This window comes from Psychrobacter piscatorii (assembly GCF_001444505.1).
Taxonomy (GTDB): Bacteria; Pseudomonadota; Gammaproteobacteria; order Pseudomonadales; family Moraxellaceae; genus Psychrobacter; species Psychrobacter piscatorii_B.
In genome coordinates, this window is sequence record NZ_LNDJ01000001.1 from 1 (window position 1) to 21,284 (window position 21,284).

The window sequence follows — 21,284 nt, forward strand, 5'->3', positions numbered from 1 at the left end:
CGAAAATGCTATCTAAACATCAAGAATGATGCAGGTTGTGGTGGCATGAGCATACAACTTGCCATCAGGCCCTACAATTTTCCCTTCAGCAGTTGCTGTTCTTCGACCAGCATGAATGACTTTACCTTCAGCCCGTACTAAAGGTGTTGCCACTGTCAAAGCTCGCACCATATTTACTTTTATCTCTAAAGTTGTATAGGTTTTTCCTGCTGGTAAAAGCGTATGTACAGCGCAGCCAACAGCAGAATCTAAAAGCGTACAAAACCAGCCACCATGGACTGTACCCAATGGGTTGTAATGATGACGCTTTGGACGCCCTTGAAAAACGGCAATACCTTTTTCCATATGAATAGGAGTGTAGTCGAGCGTTAGACCAATAGGAGGATGAGGCAGCTCTCCTGCAAACATAGCATTAAAAATGTCCATACCGCTGCGAGTGGTTAAGTCTGATAATGGAATGACGTCAGCGTCACCTAGCTTTTCTCTAATGAGTGCTTCTTCTGTCTCCCATGTTGCTATAGTTTCTTCAACATTCATTTTCAATTCCTTAAAACGATAAATAAGAGGTTATCTCATTCTTATAAAGACCAAAGTTTTATCAATTAGTGTTCTTAATGTTTGCTTTTATTTTTAAAATACATCGTTACATAGCCGATTAACCAAAAAGCAGATATTGCTTGAAACCAGATAAGACTGTGCATGGTGATCGTCATAATATTATCAGTCTCAACGTTGTAGTGTAGTAATGACAATAAACCCATCAACGCATACAAATAAAGCCACCAACGTCCTTTGGTCATCTGGCTTTTGACAGCCACGATCAAGCCGTAGGTACCGATTGGTGTCATGACGAACCAAAAAGCATCTACCAGCTGAGGGGATAACCAATCAGGCTCAGGATAGTGGTCAAAATAAACCACATTATGAACATAGTGCAAAATGCTCGAGAACACATTAAGTAATACAATGAAAATTAGGGTTTTATAATGTTTGTAACGGTTTATCATGATGTACCTTGTTGATCGTCTCTAAAATATCTTGCCAAATATGAGTGTTTTTACTTCTAAAGTAGCCGAAATGTCCAACTGATTGGTCTGATCCCTTGCTAATGGTATAGCGTTTAAAAGTGATGGGTTGATCGCTGGTCACATTTTTCCAAAAATTATGCAGGTTGCGTTCAGTACAGATTTCATCATCATCGGCAGTGAATACGAAAGTTGGCACATTAAAATTTTTGTAAGTCCCAAGGGGAATGGTTTTCCCATAGAATTTATCTGAGAAAAACAGCTCTTTTTCTCGGCACCAAGCCCCCCATTCCTCTGTAAAACCAGCTGGCAAATCTTCCATGAGTTTGAAGCTTTTAGCCGGCACATAATTAAAGACTTTATTACTAAGCGGTGCTAAAAAACGGAAAAAGAAGTTAGCCTTAAGACGATAGCGAAGCGGCATATAGCTAAAGTATCCTGCTGAGACAGCCACTGCGATTAAAGCATCCAATTGATCAGCATTATGAGCAAGGCCAACTTGTTGACCTCCAGCGCTATGCCCTACGCAATACAAGGGTAAGTCATTGAACAGGCGCTTGGCTGTATCGATAACAGCTGGAATGTCGTACCGTCCGATATCAGAATACTGATAATGACAATCCTTTAGATGACTCACTTTAGAATCGCAAAACCCTCTGTAATTCCATAGAATGACATGGAAACCATGCTCTCTTAAATATTTAGCAAAAGGTAAATAATAAGAAGTATTGGTAGCGGTTCCTGGGTTTATTAGAACAACGGCTTTAGGATTAGCAGCTTTATAAAGAGTTGCACGCAGCTCGACGTTATCATCCGTCAATATATTAATATCCATAAAAAACCCTACTTGTTGTTAATTAACGCCTACTATAAACTATGGACATTACTCCACAGTCAAGCGTTAATTGAGGGTGCTCGATAATGAATATAAAAGAATTAACTGAAACAGTCGGACTAAGCAGAGATACGATCCGTTTTTATGAGAGAGAAGGGTTGATATTGCCACCATCTAGAAGAGCTAATGGCTATAGAGACTATACTAATAAGACAGTCGACCAGCTTAATATGATCTCCATGGCGAAAGAGTTAGGTTTTACCTTAAAAGAGATTAAAGAGTTAACAGAGCTACTGTATACAAACAACCTGACCCAATCACAAATGGGTGAAAAGCTTATAGAAAAAAACAAGCAAATTGAAGTTAAGATTCTAGAGTTATCTAAAATGAAAGCGTTAATAGATGATGCATTAAAAGGCATGTGTTCTTATAAGGATAAGCTAGCTCTTTAATCTAAGTTATGAAAGGTCCCGATATAGTACCTCCAGGTCTCAAATCATCTAAACCAATATCATGGGATAAAATTGACCCACTACTATTTACTGCCTCAATCTTGTATTTTGCTTGAGGGAACTCAGACTTCATGAACTCAGCTATATCTTCCTTGGTTGCTGACATAGGGCTGTAGTGGTGTGTTCGTTTAGTCTTGTGATCAAAGACACGGTGAGATCTTCCAAGTGAGAATATATCAGCTATTTTGACAAATGGCTGATAATCTTTCGAAGACTCAGTTGTTGTGGGTCCTTTTCTATTTTTGTTATTCACAAAAAAATCCTTTGCCACCTCGTTGATACAAGATAGCAAAGGATGAATCGTCACACAATAGCATGACGGATAATTTTTAATAAATATTATAATAAAATCAATAACTTATATTACTCAACCGTCACTGATTTGGCAAGATTGCGTGGCTGATCGACATCAGTACCGCGCATCACGGCCACATGGTAAGACAGTAGCTGTATGGGTACGCTGTAGACGATAGGGGCAAGCGTCTCGCAAACTGCTTTAACATATACTACATGTAGGCGCTCTTCAGCATTGATGTGACTATCTTCACTAGCAAAGACGAACAGCTCGCCGTGACGGGCATGTACTTCTTGCATGTTGGCTTTGAGCTTATCGAGCATACTGTCTTTGGGTGCCAGCACGACGATTGGCATGTCTTTGTCAACAAGCGCTAGCGGACCGTGTTTGAGCTCACCTGCGGCGTAACCTTCAGCGTGGATATAAGAGATTTCTTTGAGCTTCAATGCGCCTTCCAGAGCGATAGGGAACTGTAGACCGCGCCCTAAAAATAAGCAGCTTTTCTTATCTTCAAAGTGCTCCGCCATCGCTTTGATCGGAGCATCAAGGTGCAAGCTGGCATAGAGTTGACCGGGCAGCTTTTGTAGCTCGCCAAGTAAGGTGCTTAGGTTTGCGCTGTCGATACGCTGCTGTACTGCGCCTGTTTTTAAAACCAATAGCATGAGTGCGACCAGCTGGGTGGTAAAAGCTTTGGTCGATGCTACACCAATCTCAGGACCTGCAAGGGTCGGCAAGAATATGTCTGTCTCGCGAACCAAGGTTGAGGTAGGCACGTTACATAGTGCTAGACTAACCAGTCCTGCTGGGTTTTGTTTTTTGATCTCACGCAGGGCTGATAAGGTATCGGCTGTTTCACCAGACTGAGAGATACAAATCACCAGCGAGTTGTCGAGTACTACAGGATTGCGATAGCGGAATTCACTAGCAACCTCAACAGAGCAGGATAGGCGCATCAAGCTCTCAAACCAATATTTAGCAACCATCCCCGCATGATAACTGGTGCCGCAAGCGATGATTTGTACATGCTGTACGCCTGATAACTGCGCTTCATTGCGTGCTAAAAAGTCATCACGCAGGGCTGATGCTTGGCGGTTATCAATCGCCATCTCAAGCGTACGCGCGACTGCATCTGGCTGCTCATAGATTTCTTTGAGCATATAGTGCTTAAACTCGCCTTTGTCAGCATTATGCTGCTTGGCATCGATTTCATGCACTTCGCGGCTGACTTTCTCGCCATCGACATAGACTTTAATACTGTCACGGGTCAATTTGGCAATATCGCCTTCTTCTAGGTACATAAAGCGGTTGGTGACTGGCAGTAGTGCCAGCTGATCTGAGGCGATAAAATTTTCACCAATACCAACACCAATCACCAAAGGCGAGCCTAAACGTACCGCGACCAGCTCATCTGGTGTGTCCACATGAATGATGCCTAAAGCAAATGCACCATGCAGCTTAGGAATCACTGCGCGTACCGCTTCTAGCAAATCATTGGTTTGCTCATAAATGTCATGAATCAGATGCGCCACCACTTCGGTGTCGGTCTGTGAGGTAAACTCGTAGCCTTTAGCGATGAGCTCTTTTTTGAGTTCAGCGTAGTTTTCGACGATACCATTGTGAACGACGGCAATCTTACCAGATACGTGCGGATGTGCATTGCGCTGTGCAGGTTCGCCATGCGTGGCCCAGCGAGTATGAGCGATACCAATATGCCCATCAAAAAAATCGGTACTGGCTTCAACCGCATCGACCAAGGCTTGAACCTTGCCCACTTGACGCTCACGATGTAGCTCACCATCACGAATGACCGTTAAGCCCGCTGAGTCATAACCTCGGTATTCTAGACGCTTAAGACCTTCAAGCAAGATATTCGCAATATTGCGTTCAGCAACTGCGCCAACGATTCCACACATGGTTTTTCCTTAAATTTGTTTTTTAATAATTCAATATATGATGGTACAAGACTAGTAAGTGTCGTTAGCTACCAATGCTCAGTTATTAGCTCAAAAGTATGATGAAGCAGTACTACCACGATTGCCGTACTGCTTAGGTTTACTCAAGAATGACGGCAATTGATCAAACTTTCGATAAACCAGTTATTTTTTAGTCGGTCGTTGAAAGTCATTTTTTTGTACCTGACGAGCTCGGCCAAATGCTAAAGCACTACTATCAACGTCTTTGGTAATGACAGAGCCTGCAGCGATGGTAGCCGTGTCTCCGATGGTTACTGGCGCGACTAGGCTTGCATTGGAACCAATAAAGGCATTATCTCCAATGATGGTCTGGGACTTGTTGACACCGTCGTAATTACAAGTAATGACACCTGCACCGACATTGACGCCTGTGCCGACAGTTGCATCACCGATGTAGCTTAGGTGATTTACTTTACTGCCTTGACCGATTGTTGATTTTTTAATTTCAACAAAGTTACCGACTTTGCTGTTGTCAGACAATACCGTATCAGGACGCAGGTGTGCAAAAGGTCCTATGTCGACACCAGCTCCGATGTCAGCGCGATCAATCACACAGTAAGGTTTAATATAACAAGCATTGCCTATCTGAGCGTTTTTGATGACGCAGCCTGCTTCAATATAGACATTGTCGCCTAAAGTGCAGTCGCCTTCAAATACCACATTGACGTCAATAAACACATCTTGTCCGGCACTCAACGACCCGCGAATATCCACGCGCGTGGGATCGGCAAATTGAACGCCTGCTTCTTGTAGGTCGGCGACTACCTTGCGTTGCCACGTGCGCTCTAGGCTTGCGAGTTGTTGGCGGTTATTAACCCCTTCAATCTCAAACGTATGCTCAGGCTCAATCGCCACAATCGTAATACCATCAGCGACGGCCATTTTGACGATGTCAGTGAGGTAATATTCTTGTTGCGCGTTATTGTTAGAGAGCTCTGGCAAATACTTATGCAGTAGGGCGTTGTCTACGCAGTAGATACCACTGTTGATCTCTCTAATATTTTGCTCGTCAGCACTGGCATCTTTTTGCTCAACGATGGCTTCAATGTTGCCGTTTTGGTCACGTTTGATACGACCCAACCCGAACGGATTATCGACAGTCAACGTCAGCATAGACATACCATCAGTATTGGCAGCTTTTAAAGCAGCTAATGTCTGGCAGCTGACCAATGGCACATCACCATACAGAATGAGACTTTTCCCTGATTTCGGTAAATCAGACAGTGTCACTTTGACCGCATGACCTGTTCCTAACTGCTCAGTTTGAGCAACCCAAGTAAACGACGACTGTGTATATTGATTGGTAATCTCTGACTTTACCTGATCACCGCCAAAACCATGGACAATGATGGTTTCATCAACAGTGAGCTGATTGCAAGTATCTAATACGTGGGCTAATAATGACTTACCAGCTAGGGTCTGCAAAACCTTTGGCTTTGCCGACTGCATGCGAGTGCCTTTACCAGCAGCTAAAATAATCACAGAAAGAGGAGATGTCATAATAAGCCTACAAATGTAACAAAATATAATGTTGAATTATAGCGTAAAAACTTGCACAAAAAAAATTATGACGTGCAAGCTTTGTAACTTGAATACCCAAAACTTAAGCAAGCAAAATCAAATACGTAAGATGGCTAAACCGAAGTAGGGCGTGTTGAACATTCGCAAATAGGCACTGCTGATCGCTAAAATTGTTCCAGACAAGGCACAAAGCGACGATAATGCAGATGCCTTAGCGAGATTTGTAACGCAGTATGGGGCAATTTTAGCATCAGCCCGCAGGGACAGGACTCTTTTTTGCCGCTTCGATGTTAAAAATAAGCGCTTAGAATGACTAAACTTATTATTTTTAACATCGAATCGCCTAAAAAATAGTCGCTGTCAGTGCCATGGTCGAATGTTCAACACGCCCTAATGATTTCCGCGGAATAATATTAAAAAGACATAAACATCATCACAATGATGTAAATAATCAACCAAATCACTGCTGCCATAATCCCTGCAATAATGTCATCCAACATTACCCCAAGGCCGCCCGCAACCTTTTTGTCTGCCCAACCAATCGGTGGTGGCTTTAAAATATCAAATACGCGAAATAGGATAAAAGCAGTCGGTAGCCAGCCCCAAAACATCGGCAGCATCATTATCGACAAGGTATTTTCAGACGTAGGAAATACATATGATAATATATAAGATAACGGCAATAGGGTAATCCACATGCCAGCCCATTCATCCCACACAATATGCGGATCATCGTGTACCTGCATCAACTCAGACGTACGCCCGCAAATCCAAACACCAACCAAACACGACAAAATCGTCAAGATTAAAAAAGGAACGAAACCCAAGCTCATCAGTGGCACACCCACAATCAGACCACCAACCGTGCCCCACGTACCGGGCGCGCGTCGAGGTAGGCCGCTGCCCAAACCTAGTCCGAGCCAATAAACCATGCGGTCAAGCATACTGGCACCGATTGGTAGAGGCGGGCAGTCATTTGCTTGTCGAATATCAGGCTTAGATAAGTGTTGATCAGTCATGGATTAGCCTGTGAAATGTTGATAACCGGTGAGATTAGGCCACATAGAGAAGGGGGCAGATTGAGTCGGTGTGACTGGCTGATTTTGATAAAACAGTTCAAGACGTGAGTGATTAGGCGATTTGGCATCTGTCGCAATAGAATCTGCGAGCGCAACGACTTCTCCAATACAAGTGACAGGCGTATTGGTAACAGGCGGTTCAATATGTGCAGGCAAGGTAAACGCCAATTCGTAGTCATCGCCACCCGCTAATTGACATAACAAACGCTCAGATAACTCTACCGTGGCTAGTGACTCGCTACTCGGTAATTGAGCTAAATGAATACGCATACTGACTGAGCTTTGCTGACAGATATGTCCAAGATCTTGATAAAGACCGTCAGAGATATCGATCATCGCAGTTGCACCAGTTTTCGCTAATGTTGCACCCAAAGCGATGCGCGGCGTCGGCATGTGCAAGCGATGCGCCAGTTCTATGCCTTGTGCGCTGTCAGGATGATGTAAGGCGAAAGCTGCATCACCAAGTGTGCCTGATACATAAACCTTATCACCAATTTGCGCCCCTGAGCGATAAACAGCTGGTGTATCTGCGACAAGCAATCCTTGCGCACTGACACTTAGCACTAGGCGCTCACTGCGCGTGGTGTCGCCACCAATCAGCGTTACGCCAAACAGCTGGCAGGCATGAAACAATCCTTTGGCAAATGTCGTGAGCCATTCATGATTCGCTAGACGCTCAGGCAATGCCAACGCTAGCAAAATACTATGTGGGGTAGCGCCCATCGCTGCAATGTCAGAAACATTAACCGCGACCGCTTTATAACCAATTTCAAACGCAAGCTTATCTACTTGTGCAAAGTCAGCATGAAAGTGACGCCCTTGAACCAATGTATCAATGCAGCTAACCAAGCGTGATCCTGCTGGCAATGCCATCACAGCCGCGTCATCACCGATACCTTTTTCGATATCCGTTAATGGCGCATGCGTGGCCTGCATCTGTGAGAATATACGCTCAATCAGCTCAAACTCGTTCATAACTAGTCTTAGTCTTTGGTATCGTTAGCGTTTTTCTTGCTCGCCTTGAAGTCACTGATATTGGCACTGGCTTTACTGGCACTACTGCGTTTAACGTTAGCTTTGTTCGCACTGATACGTGGCTTATTTGATGCAGTCGGCGCATTATCGATCGCGCTTTCTGTTTCAGCAGTCGCTACGATATTGTCAGCTACCGTTACTTCAGCCGAACTCGCTTCAGATTGTTTAGCCGCCGCTTTTTGTGACGTACGTAGATTGGCATTGGTATCTGCTTGTACCTCTAAAGCACGCAGCTCACCAGCCATTTTATCTAGAACAGCATTGATCAATTTATGAGCGTCAGTCGCCCCAAAGTGATTGTTTAGCTTCATTGCTTCATCAAGCACAACCTTATATGGAATCTCTATACGGTTTTGTAGCTCATACGCACCAATAAGCAAAATAGCGTGCTCAACGGTGTCCAATTTATCAACTTCACGATCAAGATGCTGGCTGATGAGGGCGTCCAGCGCTTCAATCTGCTCGGGGATAACGCGCATCATTTCGTGATAGTAGCCGATATGCACGGTATGCATGGCATTGGTTGCGCGCGTGCGGGCAGCGATGTCATGCGGGGCATTGTCTTTCCAGCCAAGCTTGCCATCGACATCAAAGCGGCGATCGGTAACGAGCCACTCATATAGGCCTTGCATGGCAAAACGGCGTGCCTTACGGATGGCGGTGTGACTGGTCTTGTAAGAAGACTCACTCATATCGAAGGTTTGATCACCTGCACTACTGCTCGCTATACGGGTAGCTTCAGCTTGATTGGCTTGTGCGGTTTTCGCAGCGCTAATAGCGCGCTTGAGTTGGTCAGTCATAGGGGGTCTGTACCTAAATTTTTGAGATGATACCCAGTCAAAATATAAATTAACAAAGTAGCTTTTTAGCTTTGTTTATTCAAAATTTTAAAGGGTATAGAAATACGGCGAAAATTCAAAAAATAGCCAATTATTTTGATAGCTGGCTTATGCTATGGAGTGCTGCTATTGCTCAATAGCAGCACCAGTTAAACTAATAAATTTGAGCTTTAAGGCTTAAGCTTCATCGATATCGTCGTCGATGTCTAGCTGTGACAAAACAGCAATCATCTCTAGCACAACCATCGCAGCTTCAGAGCCTTTGTTACCCGCTTTCGTACCAGAGCGCTCAATGGCTTGCTCGATGCTATCAGTAGTGATGATACCGTTGGCGACAGGGATATTATAATCCATTGCCACAGCACTCAAACCTTTGGCCGACTCGCTGGCTACAATATCAAAGTGCGGCGTGCTGCCACGGATGATTGCACCCAATGCCACAATCGCGTCAAAACGATCTGATTCCGCAGCGCGCTGGGCCACAAGTGGCAGTTCGAATGCACCAGGAACGCGGATAACAGTAATGTTGCTACCCAATACGCCATGACGGAGTAGGGCATCAATCGCACCATCAACCAATGACTCAACGACAAAACCGTTAAAACGACCGACGACAATACCAATGCGCGCGTCAGCGTTTTGATGCAGATTACCATCGATATGAGTCACGTCGTTGCGCTGCTGTTGTAAATTCGACATAAAAAATCCTTTGCTTAATAAAGCGTTTAATTAAAATAGGGATGTAAATGCGTGGCTAAATAGTCTGATATATTCACGTAACTTGGTTGCTCATCATGTTGACGGTGGCCTAGTTAATTGAACGAAAATAAATGGTTAGCGCTATGATAGCATTTTTTTGGGTGTTATTTGTATTTTACGAGCGTGCTACAGACGCATCTGTATCCCTTGCGCTGCCATATAGGCTTTGGCCTCCGATACGGTATATTCACCAAAGTGAAAAATACTGGCGGCAAGTACCGCATCGACGCCGCCTTCTAACACGCCTTCTGCCAAATGATGCAGGTTACCGACGCCACCTGAGGCGATAACTGGTACATTGACGCGGCTCGTAATTTGCTGCATCAGCGCCAAATCGTAGCCTTTTTTAGTGCCATCACCGTCCATCGAAGTGACTAGTAATTCACCAGCGCCCAGCTCAGCCATTTTGCTCGCCCAAGCGACGGCATCAATACCGGTTGGCTTACGGCCACCATGGGTGAAAATCTCCCAACGCGGCACAGTAATCCCATCGACGTTGATGTCAGCAACGCGTTTGGCATCTATAGCAACAACGATACATTGGTTGCCAAACTTCTGCGCGGCTTCACCGACGAACTCAGGCGTAAATACCGCAGCTGAGTTAATTGCGACTTTATCTGCGCCCGCATTGAGCAAATTGCGGATATCAGCGATTTTGCGCACGCCGCCGCCTACGGTGAGTGGGACAAATACCGTCTCAGCCATACGCTCGACCGTATGATAAGTGGTATCGCGCTCGTCATTGGTCGCAGTAATGTCCAAAAAAGTAATCTCATCAGCGCCTTGTTCATTGTAGCGGCGGGCGACTTCGACAGGGTCGCCTGCGTCTTTGATATCGACAAACTGTACGCCTTTGACCACGCGGCCATTGTCAACGTCCAAGCAAGGAATGATACGCTTTGCTAACATAGGGTCTTTCACCTTATAATCAATTCATAGGCGCTAGTCTAGCAAAATCACTGCTATTTCAGGCAGGTTTTCGCAAGATTATTACGCTTTTCACCATCGTTTTATGATGCGCGGTACAATTGCGGTCATTACCGCATCAATTTATTCTATCTAACCTCTTTACCCAATTGCTATAAGTGAGATGTCATGTCCGTCTATACCCAGTTAACCGATGATCAGTTTGCCGCCTTTTGCCAAAGCTTTGGCGTATCGTTTGCCCGCGCGATTCCGATCACTCAAGGTATTAAAAACTCAAACTGGTTTATTCAAACGACCGACGATGTAGACGGCACCTACTCTTACGTGTTTACATTATTTGAAGAGCGTCCGCCTGCTGATATCGAAAAAATGGCCGTTATCCTCAATCAGTTAAATGGCAAATTACCAGTCGCCGCACCGTTAGCCGTTATTGAGTCAAATGGTTCGCAAACGGATGGCGATGATAAACGCTATGTCATCCATTATGAAGACAAAGCCATCACTTTAGTGCCGTGTCTAGCAGGCTCACATCCCGAGCAAACCACGCAAGCGATGTGTCATGATATTGGCGCAGCATTAGCCATGCTGCATGAGACGCTGCAAGCATTGCAGCCAAGTGAGCAGTATGGCGTGCCTTTGTATCCATGGAGCGACGTGCGTGACCGTGAAATGCAGTTCATGCCAGGTGACGAAGCCAAGCTGATGAGCGATATCTGGCGCTCTTATTCAGAATTGCCACTGACAACCTTGCCAAAAGGCCTATGTCATTTAGATATGTTCGCCGACAATACCTTATGGAATCTACAAAAAGGCGAAGCGCGTTTGACGGGTCTATTGGACTTTACCGAAGTCAGTGTCGAGCATTACGTGATGGACATTGCGATTACCATAAATGATTTTTGTACCACGTGGGGCGTTGCAGAACAAGGTGAATCCGTTAACTTTGACCGCAGTAAAATGGCAGCGTTCTTACAAGGTTATGAGTCGATCCGCCCGCTAAATAACGACGAAAAACGTGCACTACCTGTTATGCTGGCAAAGGCGGCGGTGATTTTCTGGTTATTACGTCTAAATGTGATTCACTACAACCGTACCGAAGGCCGTACGGGTGATAACATCATGGTCAAAAACCCTGACTTGATGAAACGTCTGGCCGCTTACCATTGGGCGCAAGTAGAAAAAGCGCAAAATACTGTGTTTGTGCTTGAACATGCCCGCTATAAAGATGATGATAGAAACAATGATGTCGAAGACTTCAAGCTGATTGGGGTTTTTGCCACTGAGCAACAAGCGCAAGCCGCTGTTAGCCAGCTAAAAAACCAATCTGGATTTAAAGCATATCCGAATGGTTTTCATATAGATGAATACCCAATCGGTCAGATTCATTGGTCGCAAGGATTTTAATTTTTATCAGACGTACTGGTTTCATACGTTTTTGATGAAAACTGCCCCTCATTATGCTTAAGGAAGATTTTATGACCGATCACGTTGACAACTGGCACAAACTGGCGCGCTTTGATACCAATATGCAAGGCGAGCTGCATGCCAATCTATTACGTAATAATGGCATTACCGTGTCCTTGCAGCCGCTCAGCGCGATCCCTGGTATGAACTCGGGTATCGTTCTCTGGGTAGAAAAAACTGATTTGGAAAGCGCTCAGCGCATTTTGGATACCATCCCAACTGATGGCGCCGCTTTGCTTGATGAGATGAGTGATGCTGACTTTGATGCGCTATCTGCCAATCAAAGCAATGCTACTCAAGTCAATGGTACTCAAGGTAACTCAATAATAGACGACAATAACGGCGGTACTTTATAAATGTGTCAACTCTTAGGAATGAACTGTAATACCCCAACAGATATTGGCTTTAGCTTTGCAGGATTTCGCAAGCGCGGCGGTATGACGGACAGTCATGAGGACGGTTTTGGTATTGCTTTTTTTGAGCGTAGCGACTGCACCAATAATGGCGAGACGGCAAACGACTCAACAGGGCTACGTTTGTTTCATGACAATCGCCCAAGCCACCTGTCGCCAGTGGCCGATTTGGTCAATAATTATCCGATTAAGGCCATGAATGTCATCGCCCACATTCGTAAAGCCACGCAGGGACAAAACTGTCTGGCAAATACCCATCCTTTCGTCCGCGAAGTCTGGGGCGAGCAGTGGGTGTTTGCCCACAACGGGCAGATGAATGGCGAATTTATCAAACGCTGTCAGCGCCTACAAGACAACGGCAATGCCGCGCATTGTCAGCCAGTTGGCTCAACTGATTCTGAAATGGCATTCTGCTATTTGGTCAATCGCTTAAAAAGCACTTTTAAAACCCGTCCTGACGACCAGACGCTGTTTAATTTTTTGACCACGCAGTGCCGTTATTTGTCGGCCAACGGTTTGTTTAATTGTCTAATCTCCAACGGCCGCTGGCAATTGGCGTATGCCGGTAGCTTATTGTTTTATCTCACCCGCCAAGCGCCATTTGGCGAAGCGAAACTGGCGGACGATGACTTGGCGATTAACTTTAGCGATGTCACCACCGATACCGACAAGGTGACGATCTTGGTGACCGTACCATTGACTGAAAATGAAAACTGGCAACAGTTGGCGGTCAATGAATGTCTGATATTCTCTGAGGGTGAGATTATTTATAAAGACAGTCCAAGCCAGCGTAAGTTTTTGACCATTGATGAAGGGATTGCGGTGGCACGGGCGGTTGGGGCCAGTGTATAGTCGATACACTCTAAAAATGTCATAGCGCTACTGGGATGAATTTTGCGCAGCCTCTGGGAACGCAGCACGCAAGTAAAATTTATACCAGTAGCGCGTTTAAATCCATAACAGTTTTACATTCAGCTAACTATATAGCGCTGGCAGGCACTGTATCGGTTTTACAGTGAATTAACTATATAATCCACAACAACGCTTAAACTTCTCACCCGAGCCACAAATACACGGCTGTTTCTGTGTGACAGTCATAGGAACGGTCGGGTCGAGAAAATACCAACGCGCATCATGATGGGCTTTACTTACTACCTTTACAAAGGCCGACAACTCGTGATGCGCTTGCAAGCCATTAGGCGTTCTAAAATAAGCTTTAAATTCAACCTGCGCATGTCGTTTGCCAAGCTTTGCTCTGTGTTCTACAACCTCTAATCCTGCCCAATCGGTCTTAGTGGCCCATTCCTCAATTGCTGTCACATCAAGTAAGCTTTGCTGCGCGGGTAGTGTGGTTTTGACGATGTATTCTGGCTTGATAAGCACAAAAGCGCTATAACGCGTGCGCATCAGACGCTCCGCCGTTTTTGCCTTGATGTCATCCGCTTCTTTATTTAACAGGCTGTCATGATAAGGCTGACAGCAGTCTTTATAAAGTAGGGGCGCGGTGGTGGTTTCTGACGCGGGGTTGGTTTGGCAAGGGCAGGTTTGGAGGGCGGCAGAAGTCGACATAGTGTACTCTCATTACTTATCATTTTTTGCTGGTAGAGGCGGCCTTAATTTAGCCAGCCTTTTATCAATTCTGGCCATAGACCGAGCTTAAGCTTTGCCCAAGCTGCAGGATTACTGACCTGCTGCCAAAAGGTGTCAAACGGCGGCGCTATATATAACAATAACGCCAAAATAACGTATAGCAGCAAATACCACCATTTGTCTTTATGCTGATAAAACTTCATCGCCGTACCCGACGAGCGCTTCATTTTCATATTGGACAAATTGACGCTATACAACTCATCTAGAGCCAAATGCACCATCGCACCGCCAAATAAAAACAGACCATAAAACCAACTGGTTGTCAGCGGTAGATGCAGACCATAATAGCTTAGACAGGTTAACCCCAGTCCAAGTATCGCCATATAAGGCACAGAATGGATGACGCCGCGATGCACCGTCATCGTGGTAAAAACATAAAACACCACATAACGCATAAAACCATAACCCGCCAGCCATAATGCGATCAATGCGAGCAAGCTCAAATCACTACGCCAATGCATGACCAAGCCAAAGGCAAAGACAAACGAGGTAATATTAAAACCCAGCTTAATCGGTGTTGAATTATCTGAATCCAAATCTGGTAGCAATCCACCAATGGTACCAAGCGCCACGCATACTAAAAACCCTGAATCATCAATCAATCCAGCTTTATAAACCGTCAAACTCAGGGTGCCGCTGACCATAAAAGCGACATTTAAGTGGGTATTAAAATTTGCCATAAAAACTCATTCATCCATAGCGCTCAAAAAGACCTTTCGAGCGGTGCATCTAGCTGTAAAAAAGCGCCCCATGATACCATAGAGTAGCCAGACATCTAACAGAGATAGCCTGTAAGAGAGAGCTTCTATGCCTGCCAGTGATTTACCTACCAAACCTGATTCTACCGCCTGTATTGAGCCGCCGTCTAAAATAGAGGGCACACTTGATAACAGCTTTGCTGAGATTGATTGGCAAGCGCCGTGGCTGTTGCACATTACTCAACGACATTACTTGAGCACCACTATTGAGCGCCTTAGTAGACCAAGTCAGCAGATGAATAGCTTAAGTGAATCGGATAGTTTAGATGAGCAGTATGTAGATGCTTCTGACATCAGTACGCCTGACACGATTGCCAACGTCTTAAAAACGGCGATGCAGCAGCAGGCCAATCATTTAGAACAGCCATTACCGCAGACCAAACCTACCCATAACCAAATGCCTCAAACGCTACAATTTGTCTCTCAAAATGCATTGCCCGATGGCGAAGCTTACGAGCATTTCATCGGTACAACTGGCAACATTCCGACGCGTGACAACTTGCATGACCTATTTAATGGCAGTATTTGGCTGACCTTTCCCAAGACCAAAGCAGTGCTGAATTATTACCACATGCTGGAAATCGCCAAACAAGGCGTCAGTGAGCGCCGAGGGCGTGTGCGCGACACTATCACGGTGTTTGATGAGAATGGGGCAGTGCTGGTCACTGCAGACCCTAATATTGGTGAGGCATTGGTTGATTTCGACTGGCAGTCAAGTTTGGTGAGACCCCGTGATAAATGGGACGATCCAATACAGCCTGATGACAGCGCTCAGGCAGCCGTGTATATCTTTGGGCATGCCTTGCTAGAGCAATTACTCTATCCGCGCAAACCCTTATGTGCGCACAGCATTGTCATCCATGTGACGCAAAGTTTCTTTACCCTACCATTAGCTGAGCGTATACGTTTTTTGGATGACAAAGTTGCCGAATACATGGACACATTATTATCAAAAGATGACGTGACACCGCGCCAGCTTGCGCCATTGCCAATCTTAGGTGTGCCGCATTTCTGGGCAGAAAATGCAGTGCCTGATTTTTATGAAGACAGCTATGTATTTCGCAGTGGTCGACGCCAAAAGAATAAAAAGGAATGAGTCACTCAAGATTGGCTAGCCAAACCTTTGGTACGTTTACGATTGTGCCACGATTTGACAACGTCCAGACGTTAACAAAGCCTCATATGTTTGTTATGGTAAAAGGACGTTTCTGTTAAACAGCAAAGAGATGGTTATCTCTTTTGTTAACACAGAGTCACATCAGACCGTTTTATTAAACTGCTCTGCTGATTAAAGATATATCGATCATCTATTGAGCCACCCGTTATACATAAACTTATAATAATTTATGTCTAGGATCTATAACAACGATAAGGAAGCTATCATGAGTGATATTTTTAATGTAAAAGACACCCTTTCAGTTGCTGGCAAGGAGCATGCCTACTACAGCCTGCCCAAACTTACCGAAACTTACGAGCATATCAAAACGCTACCATTTTGTATGAAGGTCGTGTTAGAGAATCTACTGCGTAACGAAGATGGCGGCCAGTCGGTCGGCAAAAACCATATCGAAGCGGTTGCCAATTGGGATGCAGGCGCCGAGGCGTCAAAAGAAATCGCCTTTATGCCAGCGCGTGTGGTGTTGCAGGATTTCACCGGTGTGCCCTCAGTCGTTGATTTGGCTGCGATGCGTGATGCAGTGGTCGAGCTTGGCGGTCGTGCTGAGCAGATTAACCCATTTATCCCTAGTGAGCTGGTCGTCGATCACTCTGTACAGGTCGATGCTTATGGCCGTGAGGATGCGCTGGATCTCAACGAAAAAATTGAATTTAAACGCAACAACGAGCGTTATGAGTTTTTGCATTGGGGCAAGCAAGCCTTTGAAAACTTCGTGGTTGTCCCGCCCGCGACCGGTATTGTGCATCAGGTCAACCTTGAGTACCTCGCGCGCGTCGTGATGGCAGCGGATGTTGATGGCGAGCTGATGGCGTATCCAGATACGGTATTTGGTACCGACAGTCATACTACGATGATTAATGGTATTGGCGTACTCGGTTGGGGTGTGGGTGGTATTGAGGCCGAAGCGGCGATGCTAGGTCAACCGTCATCTATGCTGATTCCGCAAGTGGTCGGCTTTGAGCTGACTGGCGAGCTAACTGAAGGTGTTACCGCGACCGATTTAGTGCTACGTGTGGTTGAGATGCTGCGTGCGCACGGTGTGGTTGGCAAATTTGTTGAATTTTATGGCGAAGGCTTACACAGTATGCCACTTGCAGATCGTGCCACCATTGCCAATATGGCACCAGAGTACGGTGCAACTTGTGGTATTTTCCCAATTGACCAAATGGCGATTGATTATCTGCGTCTATCAGGTCGCGAAGAAGCGCAGATTGAACTGGTCGAAAAATATGCTAAAGCGCAAGGTTTATGGCACGATGCCGATACGCCAGCGGCGACTTATTCGAGCAAGCTAGAGCTCGATCTGTCGTCAGTACAGCCCGCATTAGCAGGGCCAAACTTGCCACAGCAGCGTATCAATCTGTCTGATATGCATGAGAAGTTTGGCGAAACGCTAGAAAAAATGACCAAAGATCGCAAGTCAGAAGTCGAAGGCAAAGTACGCTTTGACCAAGAAGGCGGCGAGCAAGAGCAAGCGGAACACTTGGCAGCTGAACCAAAGATCGAAGTCGACACAAGAGACGATGATCTCAAACATGCACCAGCAAATAATGTCTTTTCAAATGTTAGTATCGATGATAAACAGCATAAATTAAGAGATGGTTCTGTGGTCATCGCTGCCATTACTTCTTGTACCAATACCTCGAATCCAGCCGTTATGATTGGTGCCGGTCTGGTTGCCAAAAAAGCAGCGGCCAAAGGGCTTAAAGCCAAGCCTTGGGTTAAGACGTCATTGGCTCCTGGCTCTAAAGTCGTAACTGATTACCTAGAAAAAACCAACCTGATGGATGAGCTAGAAAAAACAGGCTTCTATCTTGTAGGTTATGGGTGTACCACTTGTATCGGTAACTCAGGCCCATTATCAGAAGAGATTGAAAAAGGCATCGAAGAGAACGATTTGCTAGCGGCAGCGGTGCTATCTGGTAACCGTAACTTTGAAGGTCGTATTCACTCGCATGTGAAGGCCAGTTACTTGGCGTCACCACCGTTGGTAGTTGCTTATGCATTAGCTGGTACGGTTGACATCGACTTGACGACCCATCCATTGGCACAAGATCAAGATGGCAACGATGTATTCTTAAAAGATATCTGGCCGACCTCAGAAGAAATCAACGAGTTGATTGCCAATAATATCGACGCTGATATGTTCCGCAAAAACTACGGTGAAGTGTTCGACGGTAGTGCCGCATGGAATGCGATTAGCTCAGCGGATAGCCAACTGTATCCGTGGGATGAAGGATCAACCTATATCAAAAACCCGCCGTTCTTTGATGGCATGACCATGGAGCCAGAAGGTATTCCTGATATCGAAGGCGCACGTATTTTGGGTCTATTTGGTGACTCGATTACTACCGATCATATATCACCAGCAGGTAATATCGATCCAGAATCGCCAGCAGGTAAGTACTTGCAAGAGCGCGGTGTGATGGAAGCAGACTTTAACAGCTATGGCTCACGCCGTGGTAATGATGCAGTCATGACCCGTGGTACTTTTGCCAATATCCGTATCAAAAATACCATGATGGGTGGCAAAGAGGGCGGCTATACTTACTACTTCAAAGACGACAGCGCAACGCTCGAAGATGGTGAAGAAATGGCCATCTATGATGCGGCGATGAAGTACAAAGAAGACAAGCGTCCGCTTGTGGTACTTGGCGGCGCGCAATACGGTTCAGGCTCAAGCCGTGATTGGGCAGCCAAAGGTACGATTTTGCTGGGTGTTAAGGCGGTATTGACCAACTCTTTTGAGCGTATTCACCGCTCTAACCTCGTGGGCATGGGCGTCTTGCCGTTGACCTTTAAAGGCGATGAAGACGCGTCTACATACAACCTCGATGGTTCAGAAGTGCTCAGCATCACAGGCCTTGATAATGGCGAGAGCAAAGTCGCCACCGTCACCGCCACCCGTGCTGATGGCTCGACAGAAACCTTTGAGGTCAATGTCGGCTTACAAACACCAAAAGAGCGCGAATATGTGCGTCATGGTGGCGTGTTGCACTATGTACTGCGTCAATTGGCAAGCGAGAGCAAAGAAGCAGGCTAACAATTGATTAGATTTAGAATAAAAAACCTAGTCGTAATGACTGGGTTTTTTTGTATATAATTTTGAATGATACTTTGAATTGAGAAAAATTATTCTGCCATAATTTTTTCCCACCTATACTGGCAGTAACCGCATTTACTTTCATTGTATTGATCTTCTAAACTAAGAGAGGTTCCGCACGTTTCACATTCGTTATATTCCATTTCATAGTTACAAGCTACACAACAACCCTCTTCGTAAATAAAGGTACTTTTTCCGCATTCATGGCAGTCGTCATAAGGAGATTCGCCGCCATCCTTTATATTTAAATGTGCTTCTCCAGCCAAAGAGTCTGTAATATATTCTTCAAGTACATCGTAAAAGCTAAAGTCTTCCCCACATGACTTACAATGCAAGTCAATCATTGGATAAACATCTTCAGCATGTAGAGCTTGTATTAATGAAGAGTGACACTGATCACAACGAAGGTGTTTAAGAGCTATTTCAACTGAACGATATTTCCAATCGACTGCATCAAGACTTGCTGTACAAGCATTTTCTTCTGCCGAGTAAACATCATTTATCTCGAGTAAAGCTTTCCAGCAATCATCGCCCAGAATCTCCTGAGGATCTTCTTGCAAATGCTCTGATAGAAAGTCTCTAATCAGCAAAAATGACTTGGCTATGATTTCTCTGATAGCATCGGGAGACTTAGATGTGTAGTAATGTTCTAAATCGTTTCTTAGTCTACTGATTTCATCAAATCTGTCCCAATCTACTGTTGTAATGTTTAAACTTTTGAATCTTTGTTTTATGGACTGAACATCAACTGTCTTATTACCTTTTCCTTCAAAAGTTATTTCACCTTTAGAATTCTGCACAGGCACAATATTCTGCTTTATCAATAATTCCTTATTGTCATGTGGAGATAATCGACAAAGCTTTTCTTTGTATAATAATAAAATTCCAGCCGCGATATTTCTCACAGCAGAAACACTACGTCTATTGTCATCACTTTCAAAATCCTCAACACCAATTTGGATTGAATCTATTGCATTTTTAATAATGCTCATTATTTCTCCTAAGGTTTGATGTTTACTGAGTTTTTTCATACACAACTATTTATTGTGAAATAGTCATGATTCGAAAAGCTTCTTTTAAGATATATGAAAATAGCCCATTAATATAGCTGCCTTATTCATTTGTAGTCAGCTCTCTTCAGTCAATAACTTAATCCCCAGCCCAATAAACACCATACCGCTGACTCTATTTAACATTGTTTCAATAGAGGGGTTTTCCCGCAAGTGTGTACTAAATCGCGCCGCCAATAGCGCCAAACATAAGCACCATATAAAGCCAGTGGTCGCGAAAGTCAGGCCCAATATTGAAAATGACAGCGTGCCATAAGCATAACTAGCGTCGATAAACTGCGGAAAGAACGCAATAAAAAACAAGGCAACCTTTGGATTAAACACATTGGTCAACATGCCTTGCTGATAGATTTTCCAGCCGTCTACGGCCTTTTGGTTAGTCACATTCTGAGCTTTAGACAAATGGTTCGCTATTGAGTTCGAGTTTTTGCTCGTTAGCATTTTAAAGCCTAAATAACACAAGTAAGCCGCACCAATATACTTCACGAGCATAAATGCCGTAGGGGAGTTGGCGAGCAGCACTGACAGTCCTAGCGCCGCGAATAATGTATGTACCAAAGCGCCAGAGGTAATGCCTAACACAGAATAAACCCCTGCGGCTTGTCCTTGCGAGACACTGCGGGTGATGATATACATGCTATCGGTGCCGGGCGTGAGGTTTAATAAAATAGCGGCTAGGACAAACCCTAAGTAATTCTCAATACCAAACATAGCTAATCCCTTCCTTTAGTAGCACCAAAAATCCATACGTCGTAGGGCATTTTTATATTGTACAGAATACTTATGGAGTAGATAGTAGCGAGCATTGAATAGCTTGGCAATAGCGCGGATAGCTATAAGGTGGTGAGA

At 44.9% G+C, this 21,284-nt stretch carries 21 protein-coding genes; 6 read left to right on the top strand and 15 right to left on the bottom strand.

Annotation, left to right across the window (positions count from 1 at the left end; translation table 11 throughout):
- Positions 1 to 12: 12 nt before the first annotated feature.
- From AS194_RS00005 to AS194_RS00015, 3 genes are all read right to left on the bottom strand, one after another.
- Entirely contained in the window at positions 13 to 537 is a 525-nt protein-coding gene (locus AS194_RS00005) for a PaaI family thioesterase (RefSeq protein WP_058023454.1), read from the bottom strand.
- Between the two features lie 74 nt (positions 538 to 611).
- Positions 612 to 920 (bottom strand): hypothetical protein, encoded by a 309-nt coding sequence (locus AS194_RS00010; protein WP_227511540.1) that lies wholly within the window; start codon positions 918 to 920, stop codon positions 612 to 614.
- A 61-nt stretch (positions 921 to 981) separates the two neighbouring features.
- The gene (locus tag AS194_RS00015; RefSeq protein ID WP_058023456.1) at positions 982 to 1,860 is read right to left on the bottom strand and encodes an alpha/beta fold hydrolase; all 879 of its coding nucleotides are present in this window, start codon (positions 1,858 to 1,860) and stop codon (positions 982 to 984) included.
- 86 nt (positions 1,861 to 1,946) lie between these two features.
- Here AS194_RS00015 and AS194_RS00020 point away from each other — a divergent pair, with 86 nt between their 5' ends.
- Complete coding sequence (locus tag AS194_RS00020; protein ID WP_058023457.1) at positions 1,947 to 2,312, top strand: MerR family transcriptional regulator; 366 nt, start codon at positions 1,947 to 1,949, stop codon at positions 2,310 to 2,312.
- A 1-nt stretch (position 2,313) separates the two neighbouring features.
- Here the strand turns inward: AS194_RS00020 and AS194_RS13785 are convergent, their stop codons facing one another.
- The 8 genes from AS194_RS13785 to hisF form a co-directional block, all read right to left on the bottom strand.
- Positions 2,314 to 2,625, bottom strand: coding sequence for a hypothetical protein (locus AS194_RS13785; RefSeq protein ID WP_200960295.1), 312 nt, complete (start codon positions 2,623 to 2,625; stop codon positions 2,314 to 2,316).
- A gap of 110 nt (positions 2,626 to 2,735) precedes the next feature.
- Positions 2,736 to 4,580, bottom strand: a complete 1,845-nt coding sequence (glmS, locus tag AS194_RS00030) for a glutamine--fructose-6-phosphate transaminase (isomerizing) (RefSeq protein ID WP_058023458.1) — start codon at positions 4,578 to 4,580, stop codon at positions 2,736 to 2,738.
- A 183-nt stretch (positions 4,581 to 4,763) separates the two neighbouring features.
- Positions 4,764 to 6,140: a bifunctional UDP-N-acetylglucosamine diphosphorylase/glucosamine-1-phosphate N-acetyltransferase GlmU gene (glmU, locus tag AS194_RS00035; RefSeq protein ID WP_058023459.1), complete on the bottom strand. Its 1,377-nt coding sequence runs from the start codon at positions 6,138 to 6,140 to the stop codon at positions 4,764 to 4,766.
- A 434-nt stretch (positions 6,141 to 6,574) separates the two neighbouring features.
- Complete coding sequence (locus AS194_RS00040; protein WP_058023460.1) at positions 6,575 to 7,180, bottom strand: phosphatidylglycerophosphatase A; 606 nt, start codon at positions 7,178 to 7,180, stop codon at positions 6,575 to 6,577.
- Positions 7,181 to 7,183: 3 nt separating this feature from the next.
- Complete coding sequence (thiL, locus tag AS194_RS00045) at positions 7,184 to 8,215, bottom strand: thiamine-phosphate kinase (protein WP_058023461.1); 1,032 nt, start codon at positions 8,213 to 8,215, stop codon at positions 7,184 to 7,186.
- A gap of 8 nt (positions 8,216 to 8,223) precedes the next feature.
- Complete coding sequence (nusB, locus tag AS194_RS00050) at positions 8,224 to 9,075, bottom strand: transcription antitermination factor NusB (RefSeq protein WP_227511541.1); 852 nt, start codon at positions 9,073 to 9,075, stop codon at positions 8,224 to 8,226.
- 216 nt (positions 9,076 to 9,291) lie between these two features.
- On the bottom strand, positions 9,292 to 9,813 hold the full coding sequence (gene ribE / locus AS194_RS00055) for a 6,7-dimethyl-8-ribityllumazine synthase (protein WP_058023462.1): 522 nt from the start codon (positions 9,811 to 9,813) through the stop codon (positions 9,292 to 9,294).
- A gap of 186 nt (positions 9,814 to 9,999) precedes the next feature.
- On the bottom strand, positions 10,000 to 10,782 hold the full coding sequence (hisF, locus tag AS194_RS00060) for an imidazole glycerol phosphate synthase subunit HisF (protein ID WP_058023463.1): 783 nt from the start codon (positions 10,780 to 10,782) through the stop codon (positions 10,000 to 10,002).
- Positions 10,783 to 10,968: 186 nt separating this feature from the next.
- Here hisF and AS194_RS00065 point away from each other — a divergent pair, with 186 nt between their 5' ends.
- The 3 genes from AS194_RS00065 (at position 10,969) to AS194_RS00075 (ending at position 13,529) form a co-directional block, all read left to right on the top strand.
- Positions 10,969 to 12,204, top strand: a complete 1,236-nt coding sequence (locus AS194_RS00065; RefSeq protein ID WP_058023464.1) for a homoserine kinase — start codon at positions 10,969 to 10,971, stop codon at positions 12,202 to 12,204.
- 71 nt (positions 12,205 to 12,275) lie between these two features.
- A complete protein-coding gene (locus AS194_RS13850) occupies positions 12,276 to 12,620 on the top strand; it encodes a hypothetical protein (RefSeq protein ID WP_227511542.1) in 345 nt (114 codons plus the stop codon).
- Positions 12,621 to 13,529, top strand: coding sequence for a class II glutamine amidotransferase (locus AS194_RS00075; RefSeq protein WP_058023465.1), 909 nt, complete (start codon positions 12,621 to 12,623; stop codon positions 13,527 to 13,529). It abuts the gene before it with no gap.
- A gap of 168 nt (positions 13,530 to 13,697) precedes the next feature.
- Here the strand turns inward: AS194_RS00075 and AS194_RS00080 are convergent, their stop codons facing one another.
- Both AS194_RS00080 and AS194_RS00085 read right to left on the bottom strand, forming a co-directional pair.
- The gene (locus tag AS194_RS00080; RefSeq protein ID WP_058023466.1) at positions 13,698 to 14,246 is read right to left on the bottom strand and encodes a YchJ family protein; all 549 of its coding nucleotides are present in this window, start codon (positions 14,244 to 14,246) and stop codon (positions 13,698 to 13,700) included.
- A gap of 44 nt (positions 14,247 to 14,290) precedes the next feature.
- A complete protein-coding gene (locus AS194_RS00085) occupies positions 14,291 to 15,007 on the bottom strand; it encodes a metal-dependent hydrolase (protein ID WP_058023467.1) in 717 nt (238 codons plus the stop codon).
- A 127-nt stretch (positions 15,008 to 15,134) separates the two neighbouring features.
- Between AS194_RS00085 and AS194_RS00090 the strand changes: the two genes are divergently transcribed.
- Both AS194_RS00090 and acnA read left to right on the top strand, forming a co-directional pair.
- Positions 15,135 to 16,181 carry a DUF3025 domain-containing protein gene (locus tag AS194_RS00090; RefSeq protein ID WP_058023468.1) on the top strand — a complete coding sequence of 349 codons (1,047 nt, stop codon included), beginning with the start codon at positions 15,135 to 15,137 and terminating at the stop codon, positions 16,179 to 16,181.
- A gap of 286 nt (positions 16,182 to 16,467) precedes the next feature.
- Positions 16,468 to 19,305 (top strand): aconitate hydratase AcnA, encoded by a 2,838-nt coding sequence (gene acnA / locus AS194_RS00095; RefSeq protein ID WP_058023469.1) that lies wholly within the window; start codon positions 16,468 to 16,470, stop codon positions 19,303 to 19,305.
- 89 nt (positions 19,306 to 19,394) lie between these two features.
- Here acnA and AS194_RS00100 read toward each other — a convergent pair whose 3' ends face one another.
- Together AS194_RS00100 and AS194_RS00105 are read right to left on the bottom strand one after the other, a co-directional pair.
- Positions 19,395 to 20,357, bottom strand: coding sequence for a hypothetical protein (locus AS194_RS00100; protein ID WP_058023470.1), 963 nt, complete (start codon positions 20,355 to 20,357; stop codon positions 19,395 to 19,397).
- A gap of 135 nt (positions 20,358 to 20,492) precedes the next feature.
- The gene (locus AS194_RS00105; protein ID WP_058023471.1) at positions 20,493 to 21,146 is read right to left on the bottom strand and encodes a LysE family translocator; all 654 of its coding nucleotides are present in this window, start codon (positions 21,144 to 21,146) and stop codon (positions 20,493 to 20,495) included.
- Between the last annotated feature and the right edge of the window lie 138 nt (positions 21,147 to 21,284).